Origin of the sequence: Thermodesulfovibrio aggregans, from assembly GCF_001514535.1 — a bacterium.
GTDB classification, from domain to species: Bacteria; Nitrospirota; Thermodesulfovibrionia; order Thermodesulfovibrionales; family Thermodesulfovibrionaceae; genus Thermodesulfovibrio; species Thermodesulfovibrio aggregans.
Window position 1 is genome coordinate 50,618 of record NZ_BCNO01000001.1, and the last position, 22,681, is coordinate 73,298.

Here is a 22,681-nt window from a genome sequence, read left to right on the forward strand (position 1 = left end):
TTTCATCTTAGTATAATATTGGTGGTAAAAAGTGGTAAAAAGTGGAACATGATATCTTTCATAGGAAAATATTACCATAATCTTGATCAAAAAGGAAGAGTGATCTTGCCATCCTCTATTAGAGAGGTTCTGGCAAACAAGTACTCATCTGGAAAGCTTTATCTTACCACTGCTCCTTTTGATAAGGCATTGCATCTTTATCCTCTTGAGGAGTGGATAAAGCTTGAAGACAAAATAAGACAACTTCCAAAGTCGGATGAATCGGTAATCTATTTTTTAAGAAGAGTTATTGCCTCTGCAACGCCCTGTGAAATGGATAAACAGGGAAGAATACTAATCCCCTATGAATACAGAAAGGATGCAGGAATTAATTCAGAGGTGGTCATTGTTGGGCAAATTGATAGAGTTGAAATATGGGATAAGGATACATGGGATAGCGTTACAGATCCATCAAAAGTAGATATAAAGAGGATACAAGATGGTCTTGCTAAGTACGGATTATAAACTACACATTCCTGTGATGGTGAAAGAAGTAATTGAACTTCTTGATCCATCACCTGATGGAGTTTATGTTGATGCTACTTTAGGTTGCGCAGGTCATTCAATGGAAATACTTAAAAAGCTTGGTTTAAATGGAAGATTAATTGGTATTGATAGAGATGAGACCGCAATTGAGATATCAAAGGATTTGCTCAATGATTCAAGAGTAATTTTGAAAAAGGCAAAATTCTCTCAATTGTTGGAGGTTTTAAAAGAATTAAATATTGACAGAATTGATGGAATTATTTTTGATCTCGGAGTTTCAATGTTACAGCTAAAGGATTTTTCAAGGGGTTTCAGTTTTTATTCTGAGAATAATCTTGATATGAGAATGGACCAGACTGATTCCTTAACTGCCTGGTATGTTGTCAACAAATACCCTGAAAAGGAGCTTGAGAGAATTCTAAGAGAGTACGGTGATGAACCATTTGCAAGAAGAATAACAAAAGAAATTGTAAGACAGAGAAGCAAAAAAACAATTGATACCTGCAAGGAACTGGCAGAACTTGTAAAGAGGGTTGTACCAAGACATGGTAAACTTCATCCTGCAACTCAGGTTTTTCAGGCATTAAGAATTGAAGTAAATAAGGAAATTGAAGAACTAAAAGCAGGACTTTCTCAGGCAGTTGAGTTATTGAAAAAAGGTGGAAGAATATGTGTTATCTCTTATCATTCAGGTGAAGACAGGATTGTAAAGAACTTTTTTAAAGAAAAGGAAAAAGAAGGGATAATTAGAGTTTTTACTAAAAAACCCATTTTACCATCTCTTGAAGAAGTTTTTAGAAATCCATCCTCAAGAAGTGCGAGGCTAAGAGGAGGTGAAAAACTATGAAATATGTTGTATCAATAATTTTAGTGTTATTTTCAGTTTTTGCAATTTTGTGGATGAGGTCAAATATAATTGCCTTAGAGTATAGATTAAGTAATCTTGAAGAGAAAAAAAAGATATTGCTCAGAGAAAATAGAAATTTACTTGCTCAAAAGGCAAGTTTGACTTCTTTTGCAAAAATTAGCAGGACCGATGATTGTTTTTTGGTACTCCCTGACAGGAAAAAAGTAGTATATATCGATGGAAAACCTGAAATTCTGATAAAGACAGCAAGCTTTAAAAAGAACCAATGATGAATAAAAGACTTCTTTTCATAAAGATAATTCTTTCAATGTGCTTTGTTATTGTCATTTTCCGTCTTGGTTTAATAATGTTTGTAGAACATGAGGCTTATTTTGCAAAAGCAAAAATTCAGCAAATAAAAAAAGAAGAAATTATGCCAAAAAGAGGAAACATATATGATAGGATGGGCAGGGAATTGGCAATTTCTCTTGAAAAGGACTCATTATTTGTTGATCCTGTATCTTTAAAATCCTTTCAGACAGTTAATCTTTTAAAACACTATGTGAACGTTGATGAAGAGCAGATAGAAAAGCTGGCAGAAAAGAGAATAAGATTTTTATGGCTTAAAAGAAAGATAGATTCTGACCTGTCGGAAAAGATAAAATCTTTGAAAGTTGAAGGGGTCGGTGTCATCACAGAGGGAGCAAGATTTTATCCAAAAGGTTTTTTAGCTTCTCATGTGCTTGGTTTTGTGAATGTTGATGAACAGGGTATGGAGGGATTGGAAAGGCAGTATGATAAATATCTAAGAGCAGAAAGGACTTTGAAAACAGTTTCAGTAGATGCAAAGGGAAAGAAACTCTCTGATGGAAGTGTTGGAGATGTAAAAGGAAATGATCTCTTTTTAACAATTGATGAAGGACTGCAATACATAGTTGAAAAACATATCGATGAGGCTGTCAAAAAATGGCAGGCTTCCTCTGCTACTGTAATAATGATGGATCCCTTTACAGGAGAGATTCTTGCTCTAGCAAACAGACCGACTTATGATCCAAATAATTTAAAATCCATAAAAAATATTGGTATAATAAGAAATCGTGCCATAACAGACCTGTACGAACCAGGTTCAACATTTAAGATAGTTACAGCAACTGCAGCACTTGAAGAAGGTATTGTAAAGCCCTATACAAAGTTTGATTGTTCTCAGGGATACATAGAAGTAGGGGGTAAAAAAATAAAAGATGTTCATAGAAACGGAGTTCTTACTTTTGAAGAAGTTATTCAGAAGTCTTCGAATGTTGGAACAATAAAGATAGCAATGATGCTTGGAAGGGAAAAACTTTATCAGTTTATAAAAAAATTTGGATTCGGAGAAAAAACAGGTATAGATCTTCCTGGAGAAATCTCTGGTTATGTAAGACCCATTCAAAAATGGTCTGGTACATCAATAGGAGCTATTCCAATTGGACAGGAGGTAGGGGTTACAGCATTGCAAATTCTTAGAGCCTATTCGGCAATTGCAAATGGAGGTTATCTTGTCAAACCATTTGTGGTTTCTGAAGTACACTCACCTGACGGAAATATTTTATATAAAAGTGTCATTCATAGAGAAAAAATTATCTCTGATAAAACAGCTAAAATAATGAGAGAAATTCTCAAAAAAGTTACTCAAGAGGGCGGAACTGCTACCCAGGCAAAGCTTGATGGTAACGATGTAGCAGGAAAGACTGGAACAGCTCAAAAATATGATCCTAAAACTCGCAGATACTCAAGAGACAGATTTGTAAGCTCCTTTGTAGGTTTTATTCCTGCAGACAATCCACGAATTGCCATGATAGTTGTAATTCATGATCCAAAAGGTGCACATTATGGAGGTGTTGTAGCAGCTCCTGTATTTAAAGCAATAGCTGATGAGGCATTATCTTATCTTAATGTTCCAAGAGATGATGCAAAACAAAAAGGGCTTGTAGTTACCTTTGATACGCAGACAACTACAAGGTTAACGGTAGCAAGACAATGATATTGAGAGAACTTTTAAGAGAAGATTTTCATGTCACTGGAAATATAGACAAGGAAATTACCCACATAAGCTATAATTCAAAGGATATAAAAGAAGCAAGTCTTTTTGTAGCCATATCAGGTGAAAAAACTGACGGTCATTTATTTATTGAAGAAGCAATAAAAAAAGGTAGCATTGCGGTTGTGTATGAAAAAGAGGACTTCAAATCTGATGATGAATCTGTTACATGGATAAGAGTAAATGACAGCAGAGATGCTCTTGCCTGGATCAGTTCAAGATTTTATGGAGTATGTGGAAAACTTAAAATTATTGGAATAACAGGAACAAATGGAAAAACTACAACTTCCTATTTAATCAGGCAGATATTAAGAAAATATGGTAAAAAAACAGGAGTTATAGGAACAATCAAATATTTGATTGAAGATGAAGAAAAAGCAGCACCTCATACAACTCCAGAAGCTCCTGAGTTTCATGGACTTCTCTATGAGATGTTTCAAAAAGGTGTAGAATATGTGATTTCAGAAGTTTCTTCCCATGCCCTTTCCTTAAAAAGAGTTGACTATACTGAATTTGATGTGGCTGTATTTACAAATCTTTCAAGAGATCATCTTGACTTTCATAAAAACATGGAAGATTATTTTCAAGCCAAAAAAAGGCTTTTTACAGATTTACTTAAAAAAGAAGGGATAGCTGTTATAAACATAGATGATGAATACGGAAGAAGAATTGCTCAGGAAGTAAACAATAAAAAAATTTCATATTCTCTGAAAAATCCTCAGGCAGATGTTTATGTAAAAGGGTACCGGTTGAACTTTAAGGGAACTGAGATAACTCTCTCTATTCAAGGGAATGAAATCTGCATAAAAACTTCTCTTTTAGGCATTCCAAATATTTATAACATCGCATCTGCTATTTCTGTTGCATATGCTTTAAATGTACCCATTGATACTATTGTTTCTGCTATTCAAGAGGCAAAATCTCCAGAGGGAAGATTTGAATGTATTGATGAAGGACAGGACTTTCTTGTTTTTGTCGATTATGCTCATACTCCAGATGCTCTTGAAAGATTGCTTTTGAGTGTTAGAAAACTAAAAGAGGAACTTTCAAAGGCAGGTAGAATAATAACAGTTTTTGGCTGTGGTGGTAATAGAGATAGAGGTAAAAGACCTCAGATGGGAAGAATCGCCACTGAGCTTAGTGATCTGGTTATTCTTACTTCAGATAATCCAAGATGGGAAGAACCAAGAGAGATTATTAAAGATATTGAGGAAGGTATTGTTAAAGATAACTATATTGTTGTACCTGACAGAGAGATGAGCCTGTGGATTGCAACTAAAATATGCAAAAGAGGAGATATTTTAGTTGTAGCGGGTAAAGGTCATGAAGACTATCAGGAAATAAAAGGACAGAGACATCATTTCAGTGATAAAGAAGTTTTAATAAAAGCTTTAAAAGGATTGAAATAAGCCATGTTTACGATTGAAGATTTAATAAAAGCTACAGGAGGTAAGTTAATTTCCCGAGGGAAAGAAGAGATATTTCAGGCAGCATCAATTGATACAAGAACGATAAGTGAGAATGATTTATTTTTTGCTTTGAAAGGCTCTAAAAGAGATGGTCATGATTTTCTCAATGAAGCATTACAAAAAGCTCGTGGTGCGGTCATTTCTAAAAAAATAGATTTGAATTTTCAGGATAAAACAGTTGTTATGGTTGATGATACACTTAAAGCATTACAGGATTTGGCAAGATACTTAAGGAAAAAATTTAGAGGAAAAGTTATTGCAGTTATTGGAAGCAATGGAAAAACAACAACAAAGGAATTAATTGCCAGTTTTCTGGCGACAAAATATAAGATTCTCAAGACAGAGGGAAATTTCAATAATAACATAGGAGTACCGCTTTGTTTAAGTAAAATTGAAAGTGACACTGAAATAATGGTTCTTGAGCTGGGTACAAACAGGTATGGAGACATAAAAGAACTTTGTGAAATTGTGTATCCCGATTATGCATTAATAACCAATATTGGATATGAGCACATTGAAGGATTTGGCTCTCTTGAAGGAGTAAGAAAAGGAGAACTTGAGATACTTCCCTTTGTTAAAAAAGTTTTTGCAAATGGTGATGACAGTTTTCTTATTGAAGGACTTAGAGATTTTAAAGGAGAGATTCTCACATTCGGATTGAACAGTGATTGTGACTATAGAGCTGAAAATATTAACTTTTATGATGATTACTTAGAGTTTGATTTTTGTACTGACATTGCAAGTTTTACTGTGAAAACTTCTTTAACAGGTTTTTACAATGTTTATAACTTAACAGGAGCAATAGCTGTTGCTACTTTCTTAGGTATTTCTAAGTGTATGATCAAGAATGTTGCAGAACTTTTCAGTCCTGTAAAGATGCGTGGAGAAATAATAAAAATCAACGGAATTGAAGTATTTTTTGATGCTTACAATGCCAATCCATCTTCTATGAAAGCAGCTTTACAGGAACTGGCAAGGAGAAAAAAGGAACGAAAAGCTATTGCTGTACTTGGTGATATGCTTGAACTTGGTGAGTTCACTCAATTAGCTCATGAAGAAGTCGGTAAATGGATTAAAGAGATGGGAATTGATGTTTTCATTGGAGTTGGCAGTTTTATCAGGAATGCTTTAAGATATGTTGATGGAGAGGTTTTTGATAATCCCCAGAGAGCAGGTGAGTTTTTGAGTAGTCAACTTAAGGGTAATGAGATTATTTTGATAAAAGGCTCAAGAGCAATGAAGATGGAAATTATTCTCGATATTTTACTGAAGGAGAAACGCAATGCTTTATGAAATTTTATACAGTTTGAGTGACCAGATTTCAGTATTTAATGTATTTAAATATATTACTTTCCGTACAATGCTTGCTATACTTACATCTTTCTTTTTCACATTTATTATTGCTCCTTCATGCATAAGATGGCTTAAAAGTTTGAGTTTTACTCAGCACATTAGAGATGATGGTCCAAAAACACATCTTAAAAAAGCAGGAACTCCTACAATGGGTGGAATAATAATAATTGCATCAATTCTTGTCTCAGTACTTTTATGGGGGAATTTAAGGAATCACTACATGTGGATAATGATTATATGTTTCCTGGGTTTTGGATTGATAGGATTCTTAGATGATTATTTAAAAATTACGAGGAAAAACTACAAAGGTTTACCAGGTAGATATAAATTGCTTGCTCAGTTTTTAATTGCTTCATCTGTAACTGTTTTTCTGTATCTAAATCCAAAAGACCCATATACAACTGTTTTGAGTATTCCATTTTTTAAGCAGTGGCTCATAGATCTTGGATTATTTTATCTACCCTTTGCAATATTTGTAATTGTCGGTACTTCCAATGCCGTTAATCTTACTGATGGAATGGATGGACTTGCTGCAGGTCTTGTCGGGATAGCCGCTATAGTAAATGCTGTTCTTCTTTATGTATCAGGTCATGCTGTATTTGCCAAGTATCTTTATGTACTTTACATACCAGGTACAGGAGAACTATCTGTTTTCTGCGGTGCAATGCTTGGAGCCTGTCTTGGATTTTTATGGTATAATTCATATCCTGCTGAAGTTTTCATGGGTGATGTAGGTTCTTTAAGTCTTGGAGGAGCTCTTGGAACGCTGGCGGTAATAACAAAACATGAGATAGTTCTTGCTCTGGTTGGTGGTATATTTGTCGTTGAAGCTCTATCTGTTATTCTTCAGGTTGGCTATTTTAAACTGACCAATGGAAAGAGAATCTTTCGTATGGCACCACTACACCATCATTTTGAATTGAAAAAATGGCCAGAACCTAAGGTTATTGTAAGATTCTGGATAATAGGAATTATACTTGCTCTTTTAAGTCTTTTAACTTTAAAACTGAGGTGAGCCAATGAAAATTAAGTCTAAAAAGTTAGGATTTATAATTTTTATATTTATCTTTTGTTTATTTGTTTCTAATTCCTATTCTCAGACTAATGAGATTAATGCTCCCAGTGCGGTTGCAGTAGATGCACAAACAGGAAGAATTCTTTATGGTAAAAACCCTCACTTAAAACTTCCTCCAGCAAGTACAACAAAACTTGTAACAGCTATGGTTGCTCTTGAGCATCTTGATCCTGAAAAAAAAGTAACCATATCAAAAAAAGCAGCTAAAACCCAAAGTGTATCACCAAGACTAATGGAAGGAGAAGTTTATACCGTTAGAGATCTTATCTATCTTGCTTTAATGCGTTCCGTAAACTCTGCGGCAGTTGCATTGGCAGAAGCTTCAGCAGGAAGTGAACAAGATTTTGTTAAATTAATGAATATAAAAGTTCAGAAAATTGGAGCAAAAGATACGAAATTTATTAATGCCAGTGGATTACCAGGTAAAGGGCAGTACACAACAGTTTATGATCTGACAAAAATAATATCTCATGCACTTGCTTATCCATTGATAAAGGAAGCTGTAAATACCAGGGTTTATTTAGTAAGATCCCAGGATGGGAAAGAACATTTCATTCAGAATACAAATCATTTGTTGTGGTCAGAGGATAATATGATAGGTGGTAAAACAGGATACACAAGAAGTGCAAAACATTGTTTTGTCAGTGCCAATAGAGTAAATGGAAGAGTTATCTATACAGCAATTCTCGGAGACAGCAATAGGGAAAACCTATGGAGGGATACTCAACAGCTGATAGCTCAGGCAGAGGATGTTCTTACAGGGAAGCAGGAGCCTGTTGTAAAGCTTTCTTCAGAGTCAGTAGTTCCTGTTTCTTATAAGAGTAAGCAAAAATTAACAAAAAAAGCAAAAACAACTAAGTTGAAAAAAACTTCTAAAAAGGTGACAAAAAATGCAAAGGCTAATAAAAGAACTATCTGAGGTAAAAAATAAAAATATAGCAATTGTAGGTCTTGGAAAAAGTGGATTAGCAGTAGCTCATCTACTATCCTATCTGGGAGCAGAATTGGTGATAAACGATAAAAAAAGGGAAGAAGAGATTTTAGATGATTTAGCCTCAATAAGGGGTTCTATAAAAAGAGTAGCAGGAGGTGGACATCCACCAGATGTTCTTGAGGGCGTTGACTTTGTCGTAGTAAGTCCGGGAGTTCCTTTAAACACTCCATCAATTGTTTCAGCGATATATAAAGGAATTCCAGTTATAGGTGATATAGAGATTAGCTGGCAGATACTAAATTTAATAAAGCCAGATGTGAAGATAATAGGAATTACAGGGTCTAATGGAAAATCTACAACCTCTACGCTGGTGTATGAATTTTTAAAAAAAGACGGTAAAAAAGTTTGTTTATCAGGAAATATTGGATATCCAATGGCAGATGCTGTTTTTAGAGTTTTAAACAAAGAGGTTGATTTTGACTACTTTGTTCTGGAACTGTCAAGTTTTCAGCTTGAAGGTATAAAAAGCTTTAAACCAGACTTTGCAGCGATCCTTAACATCACTCCAGATCATATGGATAGGTATTCAGGAATGAGGGAATACATTGAAGCTAAAGCAAAAATCTTTCAGAATCATGATAAAGATAGCTATCTCATCCTTAATATGGATGATAAAAATACAGTTTCTGTAATTGAGTATTTAAGAGGTGTTTATTTAAGAAAAGGTAGACTTCCCCATATTCTCTATTTCAGCAGATATCAAAAGGTTTACGGAGCTTATTTAATAGATAATCAGGTTAGATTCAATCCAAGAGAGGAGTTTCCAGAGAGTGTATTTTCAGAGATGGAAAAGACAGTACTCTCTGTAGATACTTTCAGAATAAAGGGCGTTCACAACATTGAAAACATAATGGCAGCATCTCTTTTAGCTCTCTGTGCTGGCTGCAAGGGAGAAAGCATTAAAGAGGTGGTTAAAGAATTCCCAGGACTTCCACACAGGATGGAGTATGTTAGAGAAATAGATGGAGTGCTTTATGTGAATGATTCAAAAGGAACCAATGTTGATGCAGTAGTAAAATCTCTTGAGAGTTTTCCTGGAAATGTCATTTTAATTGCCGGTGGTAGAGATAAAGATGGAGATTTTACAAGATTAAGAGAGATTGTAAAGGAAAAAGTAAAGTCTTTGGTGCTTATTGGTGAGGCAAAGGAAAAGATAGCTAATGCTTTAGGTGATCTTGTTCCTTATTATTTTGAAAAGGATATGAGATCTGCTGTGCTTAAAGCAAAGGAGATTGCTGAACCTAATGATATTGTACTTCTTTCTCCTGGATGTGCAAGCTTTGATATGTTTAAAAACTTTGAACATAGAGGTGAAGTATTTAAAGAGATTGTGAAGTCTTTATGAAGGTAGTCATGAAAAAAAACTCTATTGATAAAACACTTATAGTTATAGTCATTTTACTTATCGTAATTGGACTTATTGCAGTTTACAGCTCAACTTCTGTTTTATCCTCTATTAAAGCAAAATATGCAGATAAAGGGGGAATGATTTATTTACAGAGACAGCTTTTCACATTAATCGTAGGTTTTTTCTTTATGATCCTGTTTATTTTTTTATCACCGGAAAAACTAAGAAAACTTGTTTTTCCATTGCTTATTATTTCTTTTTTAATGCTTTTAGCAGTTTTTACCTCCTTGGGAGTTACCGCAGGAGGAGCTCGGCGGTGGATCAGGCTCTGGCCCAGTTCTTTTCAACCTTCAGAACTTGTAAAGCTTGCAATGGTTTTTTTTCTTGCCTGGTACATGAGTAGAGAGAGCTATAACAAAGACAGTATTAAGCATTTTATTATTCCCATAGCTTTGATGGGTATTTTTCAACTGATTTTTTTAAAGCAACCTGATTTTGGGGCAGCTATGACACTTGGAATAATTACTTTTGTAATGCTTTTTATTGGAGGTGTGAGATTACATTATCTTCTGGCTACATCTTTATTAGCGATTCCGGTTGTAATTTATCTTGCTAGGGAACCTTATAGATGGAAAAGAATTACTTCCTTTCTTGACCCTTGGGCTGACCCTCAGGGTAGCGGATTTCAGCTTGTTCAGTCATTAATTGCTCTTGGAAGTGGAGGACTTACAGGACAGGGACTTGGAGAAGGTAAGCAAAAGCTTGCTTTTTTACCTGAGATACACACAGATTTTATATTTGCTCACATTGGAGAAGAAATGGGATTTATTGGCGCTGTTTCTGTGGTTATTTTGTTTTTTTTGATATGTGTGAGAGGATTTAGTATTGCTACAAGACAGTCAGAGCCTTTTAATTATTTTCTTGCATTAGGAATTACAATAATGATTTCAATTCAGGCATTGATAAACTTTGCAGTTGTTACTGGTATGGCACCAACAAAAGGGCTTCCACTTCCTTTTATCAGTTATGGAGGTTCTTCTCTGGTTGTCAATCTTATGGGTGTGGGAATTTTACTTAATCTCTCAAGATACAGTTCAACTGTAAGTGTGCCAGAAGTTGTTCCTCAGAGAAAAACAAAACCAAGAACATACAGATACTGGAGAGGTAGAAGATATTCATGAAAGTTATAATAGCTGGTGGTGGCACAGGTGGACATCTTTTTCCTGGATTAGCTCTTGCAGACTGTATTAGTCAGAGATATCCTGAAGCAAAGATTCTTTTTGTAGGAACACAAAAAGGACTGGAAGCAAAGATTATTCCTAAAACAAAATATGAGTTGAAATTTATATCAATTCAAGGATTTATTGGAAAGTCTGCAGGACAGAAAATTAAGACTTTAATTAGTCTACTCAGATCAATGAATGAGTCAAAAAGTATAATAAACTCTTTTTCTCCTGATGTTATTTTTGGTGTAGGTGGATATGCTTCATTTCCTGTTGTTTTAACAGCCTCTTTCAGAAGAATTCCTACGATTATTCTTGAACAGAATACTGTTCCAGGACTTGCAAATAAAATACTTGGAAGATTCGTTTCAGCAATTGCCATAACCTATCCTGAAACAATGGATTACTTTCCAAAACAAAAGGTTTATCTTACAGGGACACCAATCAGAAAAGAAATCTTACAGGCAGATACAGAAAAAGCAAAAAGGCTTTTCAGCTTAGAAGATGGAAAAATTACTATACTTGTTTTTGGAGGAAGTCTTGGGGCAAGAAAAATAAATAAAGCCATGACAGAAGCTCTTCCATACTTGCTCTCTATTAAAGATAGGATTCAGATTATTCATCAGACAGGTGAGCATGATTATAACTGGGTTTCTACTGAGTATAGAAATTTTCAATTTAAAGCAACAATTTTGCCATTTATATATGAAATGGCAGAAGCTTACAGTGTGGCAGATTTAGTGATTTCAAGGGCAGGAGCTTCTACTTTAGCAGAGATTACAGCTATTGGTAAAGCATCAATCTTAATTCCCTATCCCTATGCTGCATATAATCATCAGGAAATAAACGCTCGCAGACTTCTCAGTCGCGGAGCCTGTGAACTTATTCTTGACAGAGACCTCAGTGGACAGAGTCTTGCAAAAAAGATTATTGAGGTTTTAAATAATCCAGACATTATAAAGGATATGCAAAGAGCAAGCATTGCCTTTGGGAAACCAAAAGCAGGAGAAAAAATCGTAGAAATTGCTGAAAGTTTGATGAGGAGGAAAGATGTATCAGTATAAAAAAATTCACTTTGTTGGTATTGGCGGGATTGGAATGAGTGGTATTGCAGAAGTTCTTCACAATATGGGGTATACTGTAACAGGCTCTGATATAAGAGAGTCTGATACGGTGAGAAGATTAAGAAGTATGGGATTAAAAATATTTATTGGACATAATAAAGATAATATTGATGAAAGTGATGTGGTTGTATTTTCTTCTGCAGTAAAGCCTGATAATCCAGAAATTATAAAGGCAAAGCAACTTGGTATTCCTGTTATTCCAAGAGCTGAGATGCTTGCTGAGCTTTGCAGGCTAAAATACTCTATTCTGGTTGCAGGGGCTCATGGAAAAACAACCACTACATCCCTGATTGCAACTGTTTTAAATGATGCAGGATTTGATCCTACAGTTGTGGTAGGAGGAAAGCTAAAGTCAATTGGAAGTAATGCAAAGCTTGGCAGTGGTGAGTTTTTAGTTGCTGAGGCCGATGAAAGTGATGGAAGTTTTTTAAAGCTCAATCCTGCTATTTCTGTTATAACAAACATTGATAGAGAACATCTTGATTATTTCAAAAATCTTAGAAGAATTAAAAAAGCCTTTCTTGAATTTGCAAATAAAGTTCCCTTTTATGGTCTTTCAATTCTCTGTGGAGAATGCAGGCACATAAGAGATTTGATTCCTCATTTGACAAGAAGATATGTAACATACGGATTTGATAGCAATTTTGATTTTTATGCAAAAAATATTGAGTATTTACTTCCAAAGGTTTCCTTTGAAGCATTTTATAAAGATAAATCTCTTGGAAGATTTACTATTACTGTTTTAGGAAAGCATAATGTTTTGAATGCTCTGGCAACTATAGTGGTGGCAAAAGAACTGTCTATACCCTTAGAAAAAGTTAGGGAGTCCTTAGAAAACTTTAAAGGAATTGGCAGAAGATTTGAATTTAAGGGAGAAAAAAGAGGTATAAAGTTTTACGATGACTATGGACATCATCCTACAGAGATAAAAGCAGTGCTTAAAACAGCTTTATGGTTGAAACCAGAGAGACTTTGTGTAGTTTTTCAACCTCACAGATATACAAGAACAAGAGATCTGATGGAACATTTCATAAAAGTATTTAAGAGCACTTTAAGAAGCACTGATGTTTTATTTCTTATGGATATATATCCTGCCAGTGAGCTACCGATTGAAGGTGTAACTGGAGAGATTTTGTATGAAAAACTTAAGACAGCTGGTGTTAATGTTAGGTTTAATCCCGACAAAGAAGAAATTAAAAATGATATTTTGAGAGAGTTAAAAGAAGGGGATATTGTTTTCACAATTGGAGCAGGAGATGTTTATAAAATTGGCGAAACTCTTTTAGAGAGACTATGAAAAATATAGAGATTTTCTGTAAAGAAAAAGGGATTATTTATAGAAAAAATGAGCCTCTTGCTGAATATACAACGCTCAGAATAGGAGGATTGGCAGATTTATTGATATTTTTGGAAGAAGATATTATTCAGGAATTGATGGAGGTAATAAAAAACGAAGGATTAGCCTACTATATTATAGGAGGAGGTAGTAACTTACTTGTAAGTGATAATGGATTTAGAGGAGTGATCATCAATACAAAGAGAATGAACAGAATAGAGATGAAATTTTCTAAGATTAAGGTTTCAGCAGGTGTGAGACTTCAAAGGCTTATTGCTTTTTGTTTAAAGAAAAATCTATCTGGCATGGAGGGTCTTATTGGTATTCCTGGAACTGTTGGTGGTGCAATAAGAGGTAATGCAGGCTCTTTTGGATATGAAATTAAAGATGCTCTTGAAGAAGTGGAAGTTATTAATGATAGTTTGGAAACTAAAGTTATGAAAAAGCAAGATATCAATTTTAAATACAGGAGTTCAGGACTGCCTGATTCTTGGATTATTAAATCTGCCGTATTCGGTTTGGTAGAGGGAAGTAATGAAAATTTTAAAAAAATGAGGGATTTTTTGATGAGGAAAAGGCAGACTCAACCTCTCAGAGAAAAATCAGCAGGTTGTGTATTTAAAAATCCTGAAGGATACTCGGCAGGTGCTTTAATAGATAAGGCAGGATTAAAAGGAATGAGAGTTGGAGATATAATGATAAGTCCCGTTCATGCTAATTATTTTATTAATGCTGGCAGGGGCAAATCGGCTGATTTTTTAAAGCTTATGGATATTGTAAGAGAAAAAGTGTTCAAACTTTTTTCTATTGAGTTAGAGCCTGAGATAAAAATTTTGAACCCTGAATTTTGAACTTTGAATTTTGAATTATTAATTGCCCGAAGGGCATTTGAATAACCCGAAGGGTCTTAGGAGGCATTTATGAAGGTTGGTGTAATAGCAGGAGGTATATCATCAGAGAGAGAGGTATCTCTTAGAAGTGGTCAGGCAGTATTTAATGCTTTAAAGGAACTTGGATTTAATGTGGTATTTATAGATGCAGGAAATGACCTCTGTGAAAAGATAAAAGAGGAAAAAATTGATGTTGCTTTTCTAGTGCTTCATGGTGGTTGGGGAGAAAATGGTGGAATTCAGGGAATGCTTGAAGTTATGGGAATTCCCTATACAGGTTCAGATGTTCTTGCTTCAGCTATAGCAATGGATAAGGAAGTAACAAAGAAAGTTTTTATCTATCACAATATTCCCGTGCCTCCTTTTAAAGTAATTCATAAAAGAGATTATTTAACCTCAAACTTCAACCTTGAATCTATTGGTTTTCCATGTGTTGTAAAACCTGCTCACGAAGGTTCTTCAGTGGGAGTAAATATTGTAAAAGATGAAAAACAGTTGAATGAAGCTCTTAATAATGCTTTCTCATATGGAAATAGAGTAATTGTTGAAAAATACATTGAAGGGAAAGAGATTCACATTGGAGTGCTTGAAAACAGAGCTCTTGGAGGAGTTGAGGTAAGACCTAAAAAGGGCTTTTATAGCTATGAAGCAAAATATACAAAGGGTATGACTGATTATATACTTCCTCCAGAGATAGATGATAATCTTTATGAAAAACTTAAGGAACTTGGACTTAAAGCTCATCAGGCACTTGGATGTAAGGGTGCTACAAGAGTTGATATGATCGTTGATTATGCAGGTAATGCTTATGTACTTGAAGTAAATACAATACCTGGAATGACAGAGACTTCCCTTTTGCCCAAAATAGCATCTCTTGCTGGTTATGATTTTAAAACTCTTGTTAAAGAGATTCTGGAACTTGCATTAAAAGATGAAAAGTAAAAAGTGGATAATTTTCACCATAGCTTTTTTTGTTTTAGTGTTATTGTTTTTAGTCCTTAAGGGATTTACTGTAAAGAATATCGTGATAATTGGAAACAAACATCTTACTGAAAAAGAGATCAGAGCAGTTATAGCTATCAAGGAGGGAAGTTCAATAATTTATCCATCTTCAAAGACTTTATATGAGAGATTGAAAAAAATAGCATGGATAAAGGATGCGATAATAAGAAAGGACTTGAATGGTACTGTTACTATCTACATAAAAGAATCTTCTCCAGTTGCTATTGCTATATTTAATGATAAAGCCTATCTGATTGATTACGAAGCTCAAGTTCTTGAGGATTTTACTCAACAGATTCAGGTATCAGAAAATCAAAAGCCTTTATTTTTGCCCTTAATAAAAAATATTGACCCCTTTAAAAACAGGGAAACTCTTGAAGAAGCTGTTAAATTATTGAATTTCATTCATAATAAAGGTTTTGTAAAACCTGAAGAAGAGATAATCATATCAGGTAGTAATCCTGAGAGTCTTACTCTTCATATTAATGATTTTCCAATTATCGTTGGTAAAGGAGACTTTGAGACAAAGTTTGCTAAATATCTTGTCGTTAACTCGGAAATTGAAAAAAGAGGTTTAAAGGTGCAATACATTGATTTAAGATTTCCTGACAAAGTAATAGTAAAACCAGTGCAGCAGGATTTGAAATATGAGTGAGATTTTAGTAATTGATATAGGAACAACAAAAATTGCTCTTGCCCTTGCAAGAATTGTAGGCGGAAGACTTGAAATTGGTTTTATAAGAAGTTATCCCTCTGCTGGTTTAAAAAAAGGTAAGATAGTTGACATGGAGGCAATGATTAGTTCTATTAAGAGAGCTTTACAGGATATACAAAGTAACATGGGGTTAAAGGTAAGAAAAGCTTATGTTTGTGCATCAGGAAGTGACACAAGAGGTATGTACAGTGATGCAGCAATCAAAGTAAAAAAAAGAGAAATAACAGAGCAGGATGTTGATTTGGCAATTGAAGCAGCAACTGCTATGAAAATTCCCTCTGATGTTCAGGCAGTTCATATTTTACCTGTTGAGTTCATCGTAGATGGAGTAAATGGAATAAAAGATCCTGTGGGAATGAAAGCATTAAGACTTGAAGCTAAAGTATACATCATAACAGCTTCATCCTCTCATATTCAAAATCTTGTTACCTGTTGCAATAAGGCAGGTATTGATGTTGAAGAGATTGTTTTACAGAACATAGCTTCATCTGAAGCTATTCTTACAGAACATGATAGAGAAGTCGGAACTTTAGTTGTTGATATTGGCGGAGGCAGTACTGATATTGCAATATTTTACGATGGCTATTTAAGACATATTGCCACATACGGAATTGGAGGGAATCACATTACAAACGATTTAGCAATAGGTTTAAAAATACCATTTAAAGAAGCAGAGAGAATAAAAACTCAATTTGGAGTTGCAATACCTGATATAAGTTTTGGTAGTTTGAAATTTAATGGAAATCAACATGAGATAGAAATTGTTGGATTGGATAAACAAACTATTAAAATTCCATTTAATGTAATAAAAGAAATAGTTTATGCACGATGCGAGGAAATATTGGAAATCATTAAAAAAGAGGTTGATTTAATCTCTGAGGATATTTCTATATCTTCCGCAGTGTTTACAGGTGGAACAGCTCTTATGCAGGGTTTTGTTTCTCTGGCTGAGGGATTTTTATCAATGCCTGTTAGAGTGGGAAAGCCAGATGCAGGAATTATAGCAATGGCTAATGAACTTGGTTTAAATGAAAATCCTGCTGGATATGAAGAATTAGAAGAGATTTACAATCCTCAATTTTCTTCAACTATAGGAACAATAATCTATGCAATTAGAACAGGTACCCTTAATGAATCATCAACTGGCATTGAAAAAGTTTTTGATAAAATTGCTACATGGTTTGAGAGAAAAATTAAAAAAATTACATAAAAGAGGAGGATGAAAATGTTTGAACTTGAGGAAGTTGAAAGACCTATAGCAAAGATAAAAGTTATAGGAGTTGGTGGTGCTGGAACAAATGCTGTAAATACAATGATTTCTGCAGGTGTTTACGGAGTTGAATTCATTGCAGTAAATACAGATATACAGCATCTTGAAATATCGTTAGCTCCTGTGAAAGTTCAGATTGGAAAGGAATTGACAAAAGGTCTTGGAGCAGGCTCTGACCCTGAACTCGGTAAAAAATCAGCATTAGAAGACAGGGATACACTTCTTTCCTGTATTGAAGGTTCAGACTTAATTTTTATAACTGCTGGCATGGGAGGAGGAACAGGAACAGGTGCTGCACCAGTTATTGCTTCTTTAGCAAAGGAACTTGGAATACTAACTGTTGCGGTTGTTACAAAGCCCTTTTATTTTGAAGGTAAGAAAAGACTTCACAATGCAGTTGTTGGAATAAAAGAATTGAAAAAGTATGTAGATACAATAATCGTAATTCCCAATGACAGAATTCACATGGTTGTTGAAAAGGGAACTCCTCTTGTAAAGTCTTTTGCAATTGCTAATGATATTTTAAGACAGGCTGTACAGGGAATTTCAGATCTTATTTTAAGCCCTGGATTTATAAATAGAGACTTTGCAGATGTAAGAACTATTATTGAGAACTCTGGTAAAGCTGTAATAGGTCTTGGAACATGCACAAAGCAGGAGGGAGCATCTGAAGCAGCCCGCAGAGCAATAAATAATCCACTACTTGAAGAAACATCCATAGAAGGTGCGAAGAGAATTCTAATTAATATTACAGGAGGCTTTGACCTTACTCTTGATGAGGTGCAGGAAATTGCAGGAACTATATATGATGTTGCCCATGAAGAGGCAAACATTATTTTTGGGACTGTAATTAAGTCTGATATAGAGAATGAAATATATGTTACAGTTATTGCAACTGGTTTTGAGGATAAAACTGAGGATATAAACATAAGCTCAACTGAGAAATGGATGCCAAAAAATAACAATATACAATTAAAAGAGACAAAGAGAATTATTTCAAAAAACATCAATTCTCTCTCTTCATTAAATATTGATTCAATCACCAAGAGTTCTGAAAATCAATCTGATTCAGAGAAGTCATTAACCACTTCTTCTGAGAATACGGAAATTGTTAATTTTGAAGCCAGCACAGAGTCCCTCTCTGGAAATTCAAAGTTCAAAGTTCAAAGTTCAAATGAAGAAAAACCAAAAAATCAAGACTCCGAAACTTCAATAACTCTTAAAGAGCCTTCAAAAGAGATTCCTTCAGATATAGAAGATGAGCTCGACATTCCAGCTTATTTGAGAAAGAAATACAAGATACTGAATGAGAAAAATATTTGATAGAATTGATGCTTTATTAGAAAAAGAAAAGGGCACAATTTTTAAAGAGCATGGTGGCAGAGTAAAGATATGTCTCATATATCCAAATTACTATCAGGTAGGCATATCAAACTTAGGATTTCAGAGTGTTTATAGACTTTTCAATGAAAGAAAAGATGTTGTCTGCGAGAGAGCTTTTCTCCCAGAGAAAGAAGAGGATTTTGTAAATAATCCCCTTGTATCTTTTGAATCAAAAAAACCTCTTTATGACTTTGATGTTCTTGCGTTTAGCCTTTGCTTTGAAAATGACTATCCGAATATATTAAAAATACTAAAACTTAGTAAAATTCCTTATAATGTCTCAGAAAGAGATTTTAATTATCCTCTTTTAGTTGCTGGTGGAGTTTTATGTTTCAGTAATCCCGAGCCCGTTGCAAATATCTTTGATGTTGTCTTTATTGGTGAGGCTGAAGAAGTAGTCGATAAATTTATAGAAACTTACAAATCTGTTAAAGAAGGTTCCTATGAAGAGGAATTCAAGATAAATCTAAAGAAACAACTTATTAATCTTGAGGGGGTCTATATACCAGAAGCATACAAAGAAGTATATTTTGAAGAAAAGTTAACAGGAAGAAGGATTTTATGGAATAATGCTCCAGAAAAGATTAAAAAAGTTTACTGTAAGGAATTTTCAGAAAAATTCAATTTTTCCCAGATAATTACAGACGAAGCTGTTTTTTCAAATATGTTTCTTTTAGAGAGTATGCGGGGGTGTCCTTTCAGTTGTCGCTTCTGTCTTGTTGGACATATTTATAGACCTGTAAGAAAAGCCTCTTTTGAAAAATTAAAAGAAACCATTGAAAGATTAAAACCCTCTAAAATAGGAATAATAGCACCATCACTAACCGCTTACAGTGATTTAAAGGAATTACTAAAAATTGACGGAGTTGAGTTATCTTTTACTTCCTTGAGAGCAGATAAATTAACTTTTAATATACTTAAAGATATTTCATCGCAAAGAACTATTACATTGGCTCCTGAAGCAGGTTCTGAAAGATTAAGAAAGATAATAAAAAAAGAAATCACTGAAGATAATCTTCTATTGATAGTTGAAGAACTTAAAAAGATTAACATTGAAACTCTCAAACTTTACTTTATGATCGGACTTCCCTTTGAAAAAGATGAAGATGTTGATGATATAGTTAAACTTATTAAAAAAATTCGTGTAATTTTTCCTCGCAGAATAACGGCAAGTGTGAGCGTATTTGTTCCAAAGCCTTTTACTCCTTTTCAGTGGCACAGAATGGAGGACTATGAAAGAGTAAAAGAGAAACTGAAAAAATTGAAAAGGGATACCCTGGCTATTAAAGGATTTAAGCTTGTTCATGAAGTTCCAAAATACTCTTATATGGAAGGATATTTTGCAAGGGGGTCAAGGCAGGCAATTTCAGTGATTGAGAAGATTTCAGAGGGAGAAAACTTTGGGAAAATTCTTGATGAGGTAAAGTACAGACTCTATGAAACAAAGTCATTTGAAGACTATCTGCCCTGGGATTTTATTGAACATGAAGGATTAACCAAAGAGTCCTTATGGAAGGAGTATGAGAAGGCTAAGGCTTTAGCCTGCCAAACTGATAACATTTAAAAAGATCAGGTGCTTTTTCTTTTCTATTTAGAACAGTTGCTCTGAATCTGCATCCTCCCCTGCATTCCTCAAGAAAGGGACAGTTAAGCTCTGCACACTCAAGCTCTTTGAGCACTATCTGTTTTTTCCTTTTCCATACATTTTCCAGTCCCTCATCAATGTTTCCTATTGGTTCATCTTCATAAAAAGAGCAAAAAGCTGCCTGACCTGTAGCAAGCACAGCAAGTAGATGAGTTCCGCATCCAAAGCCTTCTAATCGTGGATGATCTTCTACAGAAAATCCATAACTTTGCATGATTTTGTAAGCCTCATCAGGTGATACCCAAAGTTGCTGATGTAGTTTCAGGCTACCTGTTACTGTAAGAGCATCAACCGTCCATTCTCGGATTTTCATCGTCTTAATGAGGTTTTCAAGCTCATCAAATTCTGCTACATTGCCTTTATGAATAACTGTTGCAACAGATACCTGAAATCCGTAATCTGCTGCTTTTTTTATTGCCTCAATTGTTTTATCAAATGTTCCTTTTCCTCTTAAGATTTCATGTCCTTTTTTCATTCCATCGAGACTTATCTGAATTTCTTCTACATTCAGTTTTTTCAATATATTGTCATTGAGCAAAACTCCATTAGTAAAGAGAATTTTTCTTATTGGAAGCTCTTTTATAAAATCGTTAATCTTTTCAAATTCAGGATGCATAAGAGGTTCTCCACCGGTAATTAAAACTCTCAATCCCTGCATCTGTTCAAATTCTTTAAGGATTTTTTGAATTTTTTCAAACCTGAGATTATGTACTGTATCTCTATCAACAAAACAGTGTTTACATCTAAGATTACATTGATTTGTAATCTGCAGTTCAAGATATCTTAGTGAAGGAATTGGCGATTGTCTCAAAAGAGTTTTAATTCTTTTTTGCGGTTCTGTTGTTAATATTCCCTCATTCAGACAGTAGTTTATAAACTCCTTTTCCTCTTTATCTTTGATATTTAAAGTTTTGCCCTCTTCAATGTTCTGAATTATCTCTAATCCTTTTTCATTGAGACTGTAGAGTTCGTCTGTTTTGATGTTATAAAGTGCTGGAAACTCAATAAGTTTTATAAAAAAGTTTTCATTAAGATAGTACTCAGCCAATTTCATAGGTAGAAAGCCTTTCTGGAATCTGGCATTTAAATCCATACTTTTCTTCTATTGCTCCTTTAAAACTCTCAATGACCTCTGGCTCACCGTGAACGAGAAAGATTTCTGGTTTTGACCTCAATGCTGCAAGCCATTTTAAGAGTTCATCCCTATCAGCATGAGCTGAAAAACCTCCTATTGTGTAAATCTTTGCCCTTACAGGAATGAGTCTGCCAAGAATTGAAACTTCTTTCTCTCCATCTACAATTTTTCTTCCAAGGGTGCCTTTTGCTTGAAATCCTACAAATATGATGCTGCATTCCTCTCTATCAATGTTATGATAGAGATGATATATGACTCTTCCTCCCTGACACATTCCACTGCCTGCAATAATGATTGCATTTGATTTAATTGAATTTAGCTTTTTTGATTCATCTACAGTTTTAACAAAGTGAAGCTTTATGGATGTACGGGATGGATTTCTCATTTCTCTGAGTGCTTCATCATCAAAGAGTTCTGGATGGGAAAGATATATTTTTGTGGCTTCCTCTGCAAGAGGGCTGTCAAGATAAACATTTACTGGTTGAAGAAGCCCCTGTCTTACAGCTCTGTTGAGAATATAGAGCAAGTCTTGAGTTCTTCCTACAGCAAAGGCTGGAATTATTACATTTCCCCCCTTATTAAAGGTATCCTTTATTGCCTGAATGAGTTCTTTAATACTTTCCTCAAGTCCTTTATGAACTCTGTTTCCATAGGTTGACTCTAAAACAAGGTAGTCTGCTTCTTGAGGAGGTTCAGGGTCTCGCAAAATAGGATAACCGGTTCTTCCGATGTCTCCTGAAAATACAATTTTTTTACCGTTAAAATTCAACTGAACAGTGGCTGAACCGAGAATATGTCCTGCATCATAAAGTTTTATCTCTATTCCATTGAAATTTAATGTTTTTTGATATGGTAGAGTTTCGATTTGTTTTAAAACTCTGTATATGTTTTCCTCATCATAAAGTGGCTGTTTGTAGTTTTCATTTTTTTGTACTTTCAATGCGTCAAAAAGCATTATTTCAAGAAGGTCTTTTGTGGCAGGAGTGGTTATAATTTTGCATCTTAAGCCTTCTTTAACAAGTTTTGGCAGAAGAGCAGAGTGGTCAAGATGGGCATGGGTGAGAATTACAATATTTATTTTTCTTGGATTAAAAGGAAAAGGTTCATAGTTCAGATACTCTTTTTCATCTTCCTGAAAGAGTCCGCAGTCAACGAGGATAGTATCTTTCTCATTTTCAATTAGAAAACAGGAACCCGTAACAGTTTTCGTAGCTCCAAAAAAATGAATTTTCATGAAATAAATAATAGCATAAAAGGGATATTTTTTGAT

19 protein-coding genes and 1 pseudogene are annotated in these 22,681 nt (G+C 34.5%); 18 read left to right on the forward strand and 2 right to left on the reverse strand.

Annotated elements, in window-relative coordinates:
- The first annotated feature begins 21 nt into the window (after positions 1-21).
- The 18 genes and pseudogenes from mraZ to TAGGR_RS00345 all read left to right on the forward strand — a co-directional run bounded on the left by mraZ (position 22) and on the right by TAGGR_RS00345 (position 20,195).
- Positions 22-504, forward strand: a complete 483-nt coding sequence (gene mraZ, locus TAGGR_RS00260; RefSeq protein ID WP_161936148.1) for a division/cell wall cluster transcriptional repressor MraZ — start codon at positions 22-24, stop codon at positions 502-504.
- Positions 479-1,372, forward strand: a complete 894-nt coding sequence (gene rsmH, locus TAGGR_RS00265) for a 16S rRNA (cytosine(1402)-N(4))-methyltransferase RsmH (RefSeq protein ID WP_059175380.1) — start codon at positions 479-481, stop codon at positions 1,370-1,372. The genes mraZ and rsmH overlap by 26 nt, the downstream gene beginning before the upstream one ends.
- On the forward strand, positions 1,369-1,662 hold the full coding sequence (locus tag TAGGR_RS00270; protein ID WP_059175381.1) for a hypothetical protein: 294 nt from the start codon (positions 1,369-1,371) through the stop codon (positions 1,660-1,662). The genes rsmH and TAGGR_RS00270 overlap by 4 nt, the downstream gene beginning before the upstream one ends.
- Positions 1,662-3,392 carry a peptidoglycan D,D-transpeptidase FtsI family protein gene (locus TAGGR_RS00275; protein WP_153000400.1) on the forward strand — a complete coding sequence of 577 codons (1,731 nt, stop codon included), beginning with the start codon at positions 1,662-1,664 and terminating at the stop codon, positions 3,390-3,392. The genes TAGGR_RS00270 and TAGGR_RS00275 overlap by 1 nt, the downstream gene beginning before the upstream one ends.
- Entirely contained in the window at positions 3,389-4,858 is a 1,470-nt protein-coding gene (locus TAGGR_RS00280; protein WP_059175383.1) for a UDP-N-acetylmuramoyl-L-alanyl-D-glutamate--2,6-diaminopimelate ligase, read from the forward strand. The genes TAGGR_RS00275 and TAGGR_RS00280 overlap by 4 nt, the downstream gene beginning before the upstream one ends.
- A gap of 3 nt (positions 4,859-4,861) precedes the next feature.
- Positions 4,862-6,211 (forward strand): UDP-N-acetylmuramoyl-tripeptide--D-alanyl-D-alanine ligase, encoded by a 1,350-nt coding sequence (locus TAGGR_RS00285; protein WP_059175384.1) that lies wholly within the window; start codon positions 4,862-4,864, stop codon positions 6,209-6,211.
- Positions 6,201-7,286, forward strand: coding sequence for a phospho-N-acetylmuramoyl-pentapeptide-transferase (gene mraY, locus TAGGR_RS00290; protein ID WP_059175385.1), 1,086 nt, complete (start codon positions 6,201-6,203; stop codon positions 7,284-7,286). Before TAGGR_RS00285 ends, mraY begins: the two co-directional genes overlap by 11 nt.
- A gap of 4 nt (positions 7,287-7,290) precedes the next feature.
- A complete protein-coding gene (locus tag TAGGR_RS00295; RefSeq protein ID WP_059175386.1) occupies positions 7,291-8,265 on the forward strand; it encodes a D-alanyl-D-alanine carboxypeptidase family protein in 975 nt (324 codons plus the stop codon).
- On the forward strand, positions 8,237-9,685 hold the full coding sequence (gene murD / locus TAGGR_RS00300) for a UDP-N-acetylmuramoyl-L-alanine--D-glutamate ligase (protein ID WP_059175387.1): 1,449 nt from the start codon (positions 8,237-8,239) through the stop codon (positions 9,683-9,685). Before TAGGR_RS00295 ends, murD begins: the two co-directional genes overlap by 29 nt.
- An 8-nt stretch (positions 9,686-9,693) precedes the next feature.
- Positions 9,694-10,869 carry a putative lipid II flippase FtsW gene (gene ftsW / locus TAGGR_RS00305; protein ID WP_153000401.1) on the forward strand — a complete coding sequence of 392 codons (1,176 nt, stop codon included), beginning with the start codon at positions 9,694-9,696 and terminating at the stop codon, positions 10,867-10,869.
- On the forward strand, positions 10,866-11,975 hold the full coding sequence (gene murG, locus TAGGR_RS00310) for an undecaprenyldiphospho-muramoylpentapeptide beta-N-acetylglucosaminyltransferase (RefSeq protein WP_059175389.1): 1,110 nt from the start codon (positions 10,866-10,868) through the stop codon (positions 11,973-11,975). Before ftsW ends, murG begins: the two co-directional genes overlap by 4 nt.
- On the forward strand, positions 11,962-13,332 hold the full coding sequence (gene murC / locus TAGGR_RS00315; protein WP_059175390.1) for a UDP-N-acetylmuramate--L-alanine ligase: 1,371 nt from the start codon (positions 11,962-11,964) through the stop codon (positions 13,330-13,332). Before murG ends, murC begins: the two co-directional genes overlap by 14 nt.
- Positions 13,329-14,222, forward strand: coding sequence for a UDP-N-acetylmuramate dehydrogenase (gene murB, locus TAGGR_RS00320; protein ID WP_059175391.1), 894 nt, complete (start codon positions 13,329-13,331; stop codon positions 14,220-14,222). The genes murC and murB overlap by 4 nt, the downstream gene beginning before the upstream one ends.
- Positions 14,223-14,291: 69 nt before the next feature.
- Positions 14,292-15,203: a D-alanine--D-alanine ligase gene (locus TAGGR_RS00325; RefSeq protein WP_059175392.1), complete on the forward strand. Its 912-nt coding sequence runs from the start codon at positions 14,292-14,294 to the stop codon at positions 15,201-15,203.
- Entirely contained in the window at positions 15,193-15,918 is a 726-nt protein-coding gene (locus tag TAGGR_RS00330) for a cell division protein FtsQ/DivIB (protein WP_059175393.1), read from the forward strand. Before TAGGR_RS00325 ends, TAGGR_RS00330 begins: the two co-directional genes overlap by 11 nt.
- Positions 15,911-17,188: a cell division protein FtsA gene (ftsA, locus tag TAGGR_RS00335; protein ID WP_059175394.1), complete on the forward strand. Its 1,278-nt coding sequence runs from the start codon at positions 15,911-15,913 to the stop codon at positions 17,186-17,188. Before TAGGR_RS00330 ends, ftsA begins: the two co-directional genes overlap by 8 nt.
- A gap of 15 nt (positions 17,189-17,203) precedes the next feature.
- Positions 17,204-18,166, forward strand: a pseudogene (gene ftsZ / locus TAGGR_RS00340) (cell division protein FtsZ); the annotation flags it as partial.
- 388 nt (positions 18,167-18,554) lie between these two features.
- Positions 18,555-20,195 (forward strand): radical SAM protein, encoded by a 1,641-nt coding sequence (locus TAGGR_RS00345; protein ID WP_059175396.1) that lies wholly within the window; start codon positions 18,555-18,557, stop codon positions 20,193-20,195.
- On the opposite strand, the gene TAGGR_RS00350 is transcribed toward TAGGR_RS00345, so the two are convergent.
- Positions 20,161-21,369, reverse strand: a complete 1,209-nt coding sequence (locus TAGGR_RS00350) for a radical SAM/SPASM domain-containing protein (RefSeq protein ID WP_059175397.1) — start codon at positions 21,367-21,369, stop codon at positions 20,161-20,163. The two genes, TAGGR_RS00345 and TAGGR_RS00350, sit on opposite strands and share 35 nt — an antisense overlap.
- Complete coding sequence (locus tag TAGGR_RS00355; protein ID WP_059175398.1) at positions 21,317-22,645, reverse strand: MBL fold metallo-hydrolase RNA specificity domain-containing protein; 1,329 nt, start codon at positions 22,643-22,645, stop codon at positions 21,317-21,319. Before TAGGR_RS00355 ends, TAGGR_RS00350 begins: the two co-directional genes overlap by 53 nt.
- Positions 22,646-22,681 lie beyond the last annotated feature (36 nt).

What these genes read in the sequence shown, in the direction of transcription:
- rsmH (WP_059175380.1), top strand. Translation starts at nt 479, where the DNA reads ATGGTCTTGCTAAGTACGGATTATAAACTACACATTCCTGTGATGGTG.
- TAGGR_RS00270 (WP_059175381.1), top strand. Translation starts at nt 1,369, where the DNA reads ATGAAATATGTTGTATCAATAATTTTAGTGTTATTTTCAGTTTTTGCA.
- TAGGR_RS00275 (WP_153000400.1), top strand. Translation starts at nt 1,662, where the DNA reads ATGAATAAAAGACTTCTTTTCATAAAGATAATTCTTTCAATGTGCTTT.
- TAGGR_RS00280 (WP_059175383.1), top strand. Translation starts at nt 3,389, where the DNA reads ATGATATTGAGAGAACTTTTAAGAGAAGATTTTCATGTCACTGGAAAT.
- TAGGR_RS00285 (WP_059175384.1), top strand. Translation starts at nt 4,862, where the DNA reads ATGTTTACGATTGAAGATTTAATAAAAGCTACAGGAGGTAAGTTAATT.
- mraY (WP_059175385.1), top strand. Translation starts at nt 6,201, where the DNA reads ATGCTTTATGAAATTTTATACAGTTTGAGTGACCAGATTTCAGTATTT.
- TAGGR_RS00295 (WP_059175386.1), top strand. Translation starts at nt 7,291, where the DNA reads ATGAAAATTAAGTCTAAAAAGTTAGGATTTATAATTTTTATATTTATC.
- murD (WP_059175387.1), top strand. Translation starts at nt 8,237, where the DNA reads ATGCAAAGGCTAATAAAAGAACTATCTGAGGTAAAAAATAAAAATATA.
- ftsW (WP_153000401.1), top strand. Translation starts at nt 9,694, where the DNA reads ATGAAAAAAAACTCTATTGATAAAACACTTATAGTTATAGTCATTTTA.
- murG (WP_059175389.1), top strand. Translation starts at nt 10,866, where the DNA reads ATGAAAGTTATAATAGCTGGTGGTGGCACAGGTGGACATCTTTTTCCT.
- murC (WP_059175390.1), top strand. Translation starts at nt 11,962, where the DNA reads ATGTATCAGTATAAAAAAATTCACTTTGTTGGTATTGGCGGGATTGGA.
- murB (WP_059175391.1), top strand. Translation starts at nt 13,329, where the DNA reads ATGAAAAATATAGAGATTTTCTGTAAAGAAAAAGGGATTATTTATAGA.
- TAGGR_RS00325 (WP_059175392.1), top strand. Translation starts at nt 14,292, where the DNA reads ATGAAGGTTGGTGTAATAGCAGGAGGTATATCATCAGAGAGAGAGGTA.
- TAGGR_RS00330 (WP_059175393.1), top strand. Translation starts at nt 15,193, where the DNA reads ATGAAAAGTAAAAAGTGGATAATTTTCACCATAGCTTTTTTTGTTTTA.
- ftsA (WP_059175394.1), top strand. Translation starts at nt 15,911, where the DNA reads ATGAGTGAGATTTTAGTAATTGATATAGGAACAACAAAAATTGCTCTT.
- TAGGR_RS00345 (WP_059175396.1), top strand. Translation starts at nt 18,555, where the DNA reads ATGAGAAAAATATTTGATAGAATTGATGCTTTATTAGAAAAAGAAAAG.
- TAGGR_RS00350 (WP_059175397.1), bottom strand. Translation starts at nt 21,369, where the DNA reads ATGGATTTAAATGCCAGATTCCAGAAAGGCTTTCTACCTATGAAATTG.
- TAGGR_RS00355 (WP_059175398.1), bottom strand. Translation starts at nt 22,645, where the DNA reads ATGAAAATTCATTTTTTTGGAGCTACGAAAACTGTTACGGGTTCCTGT.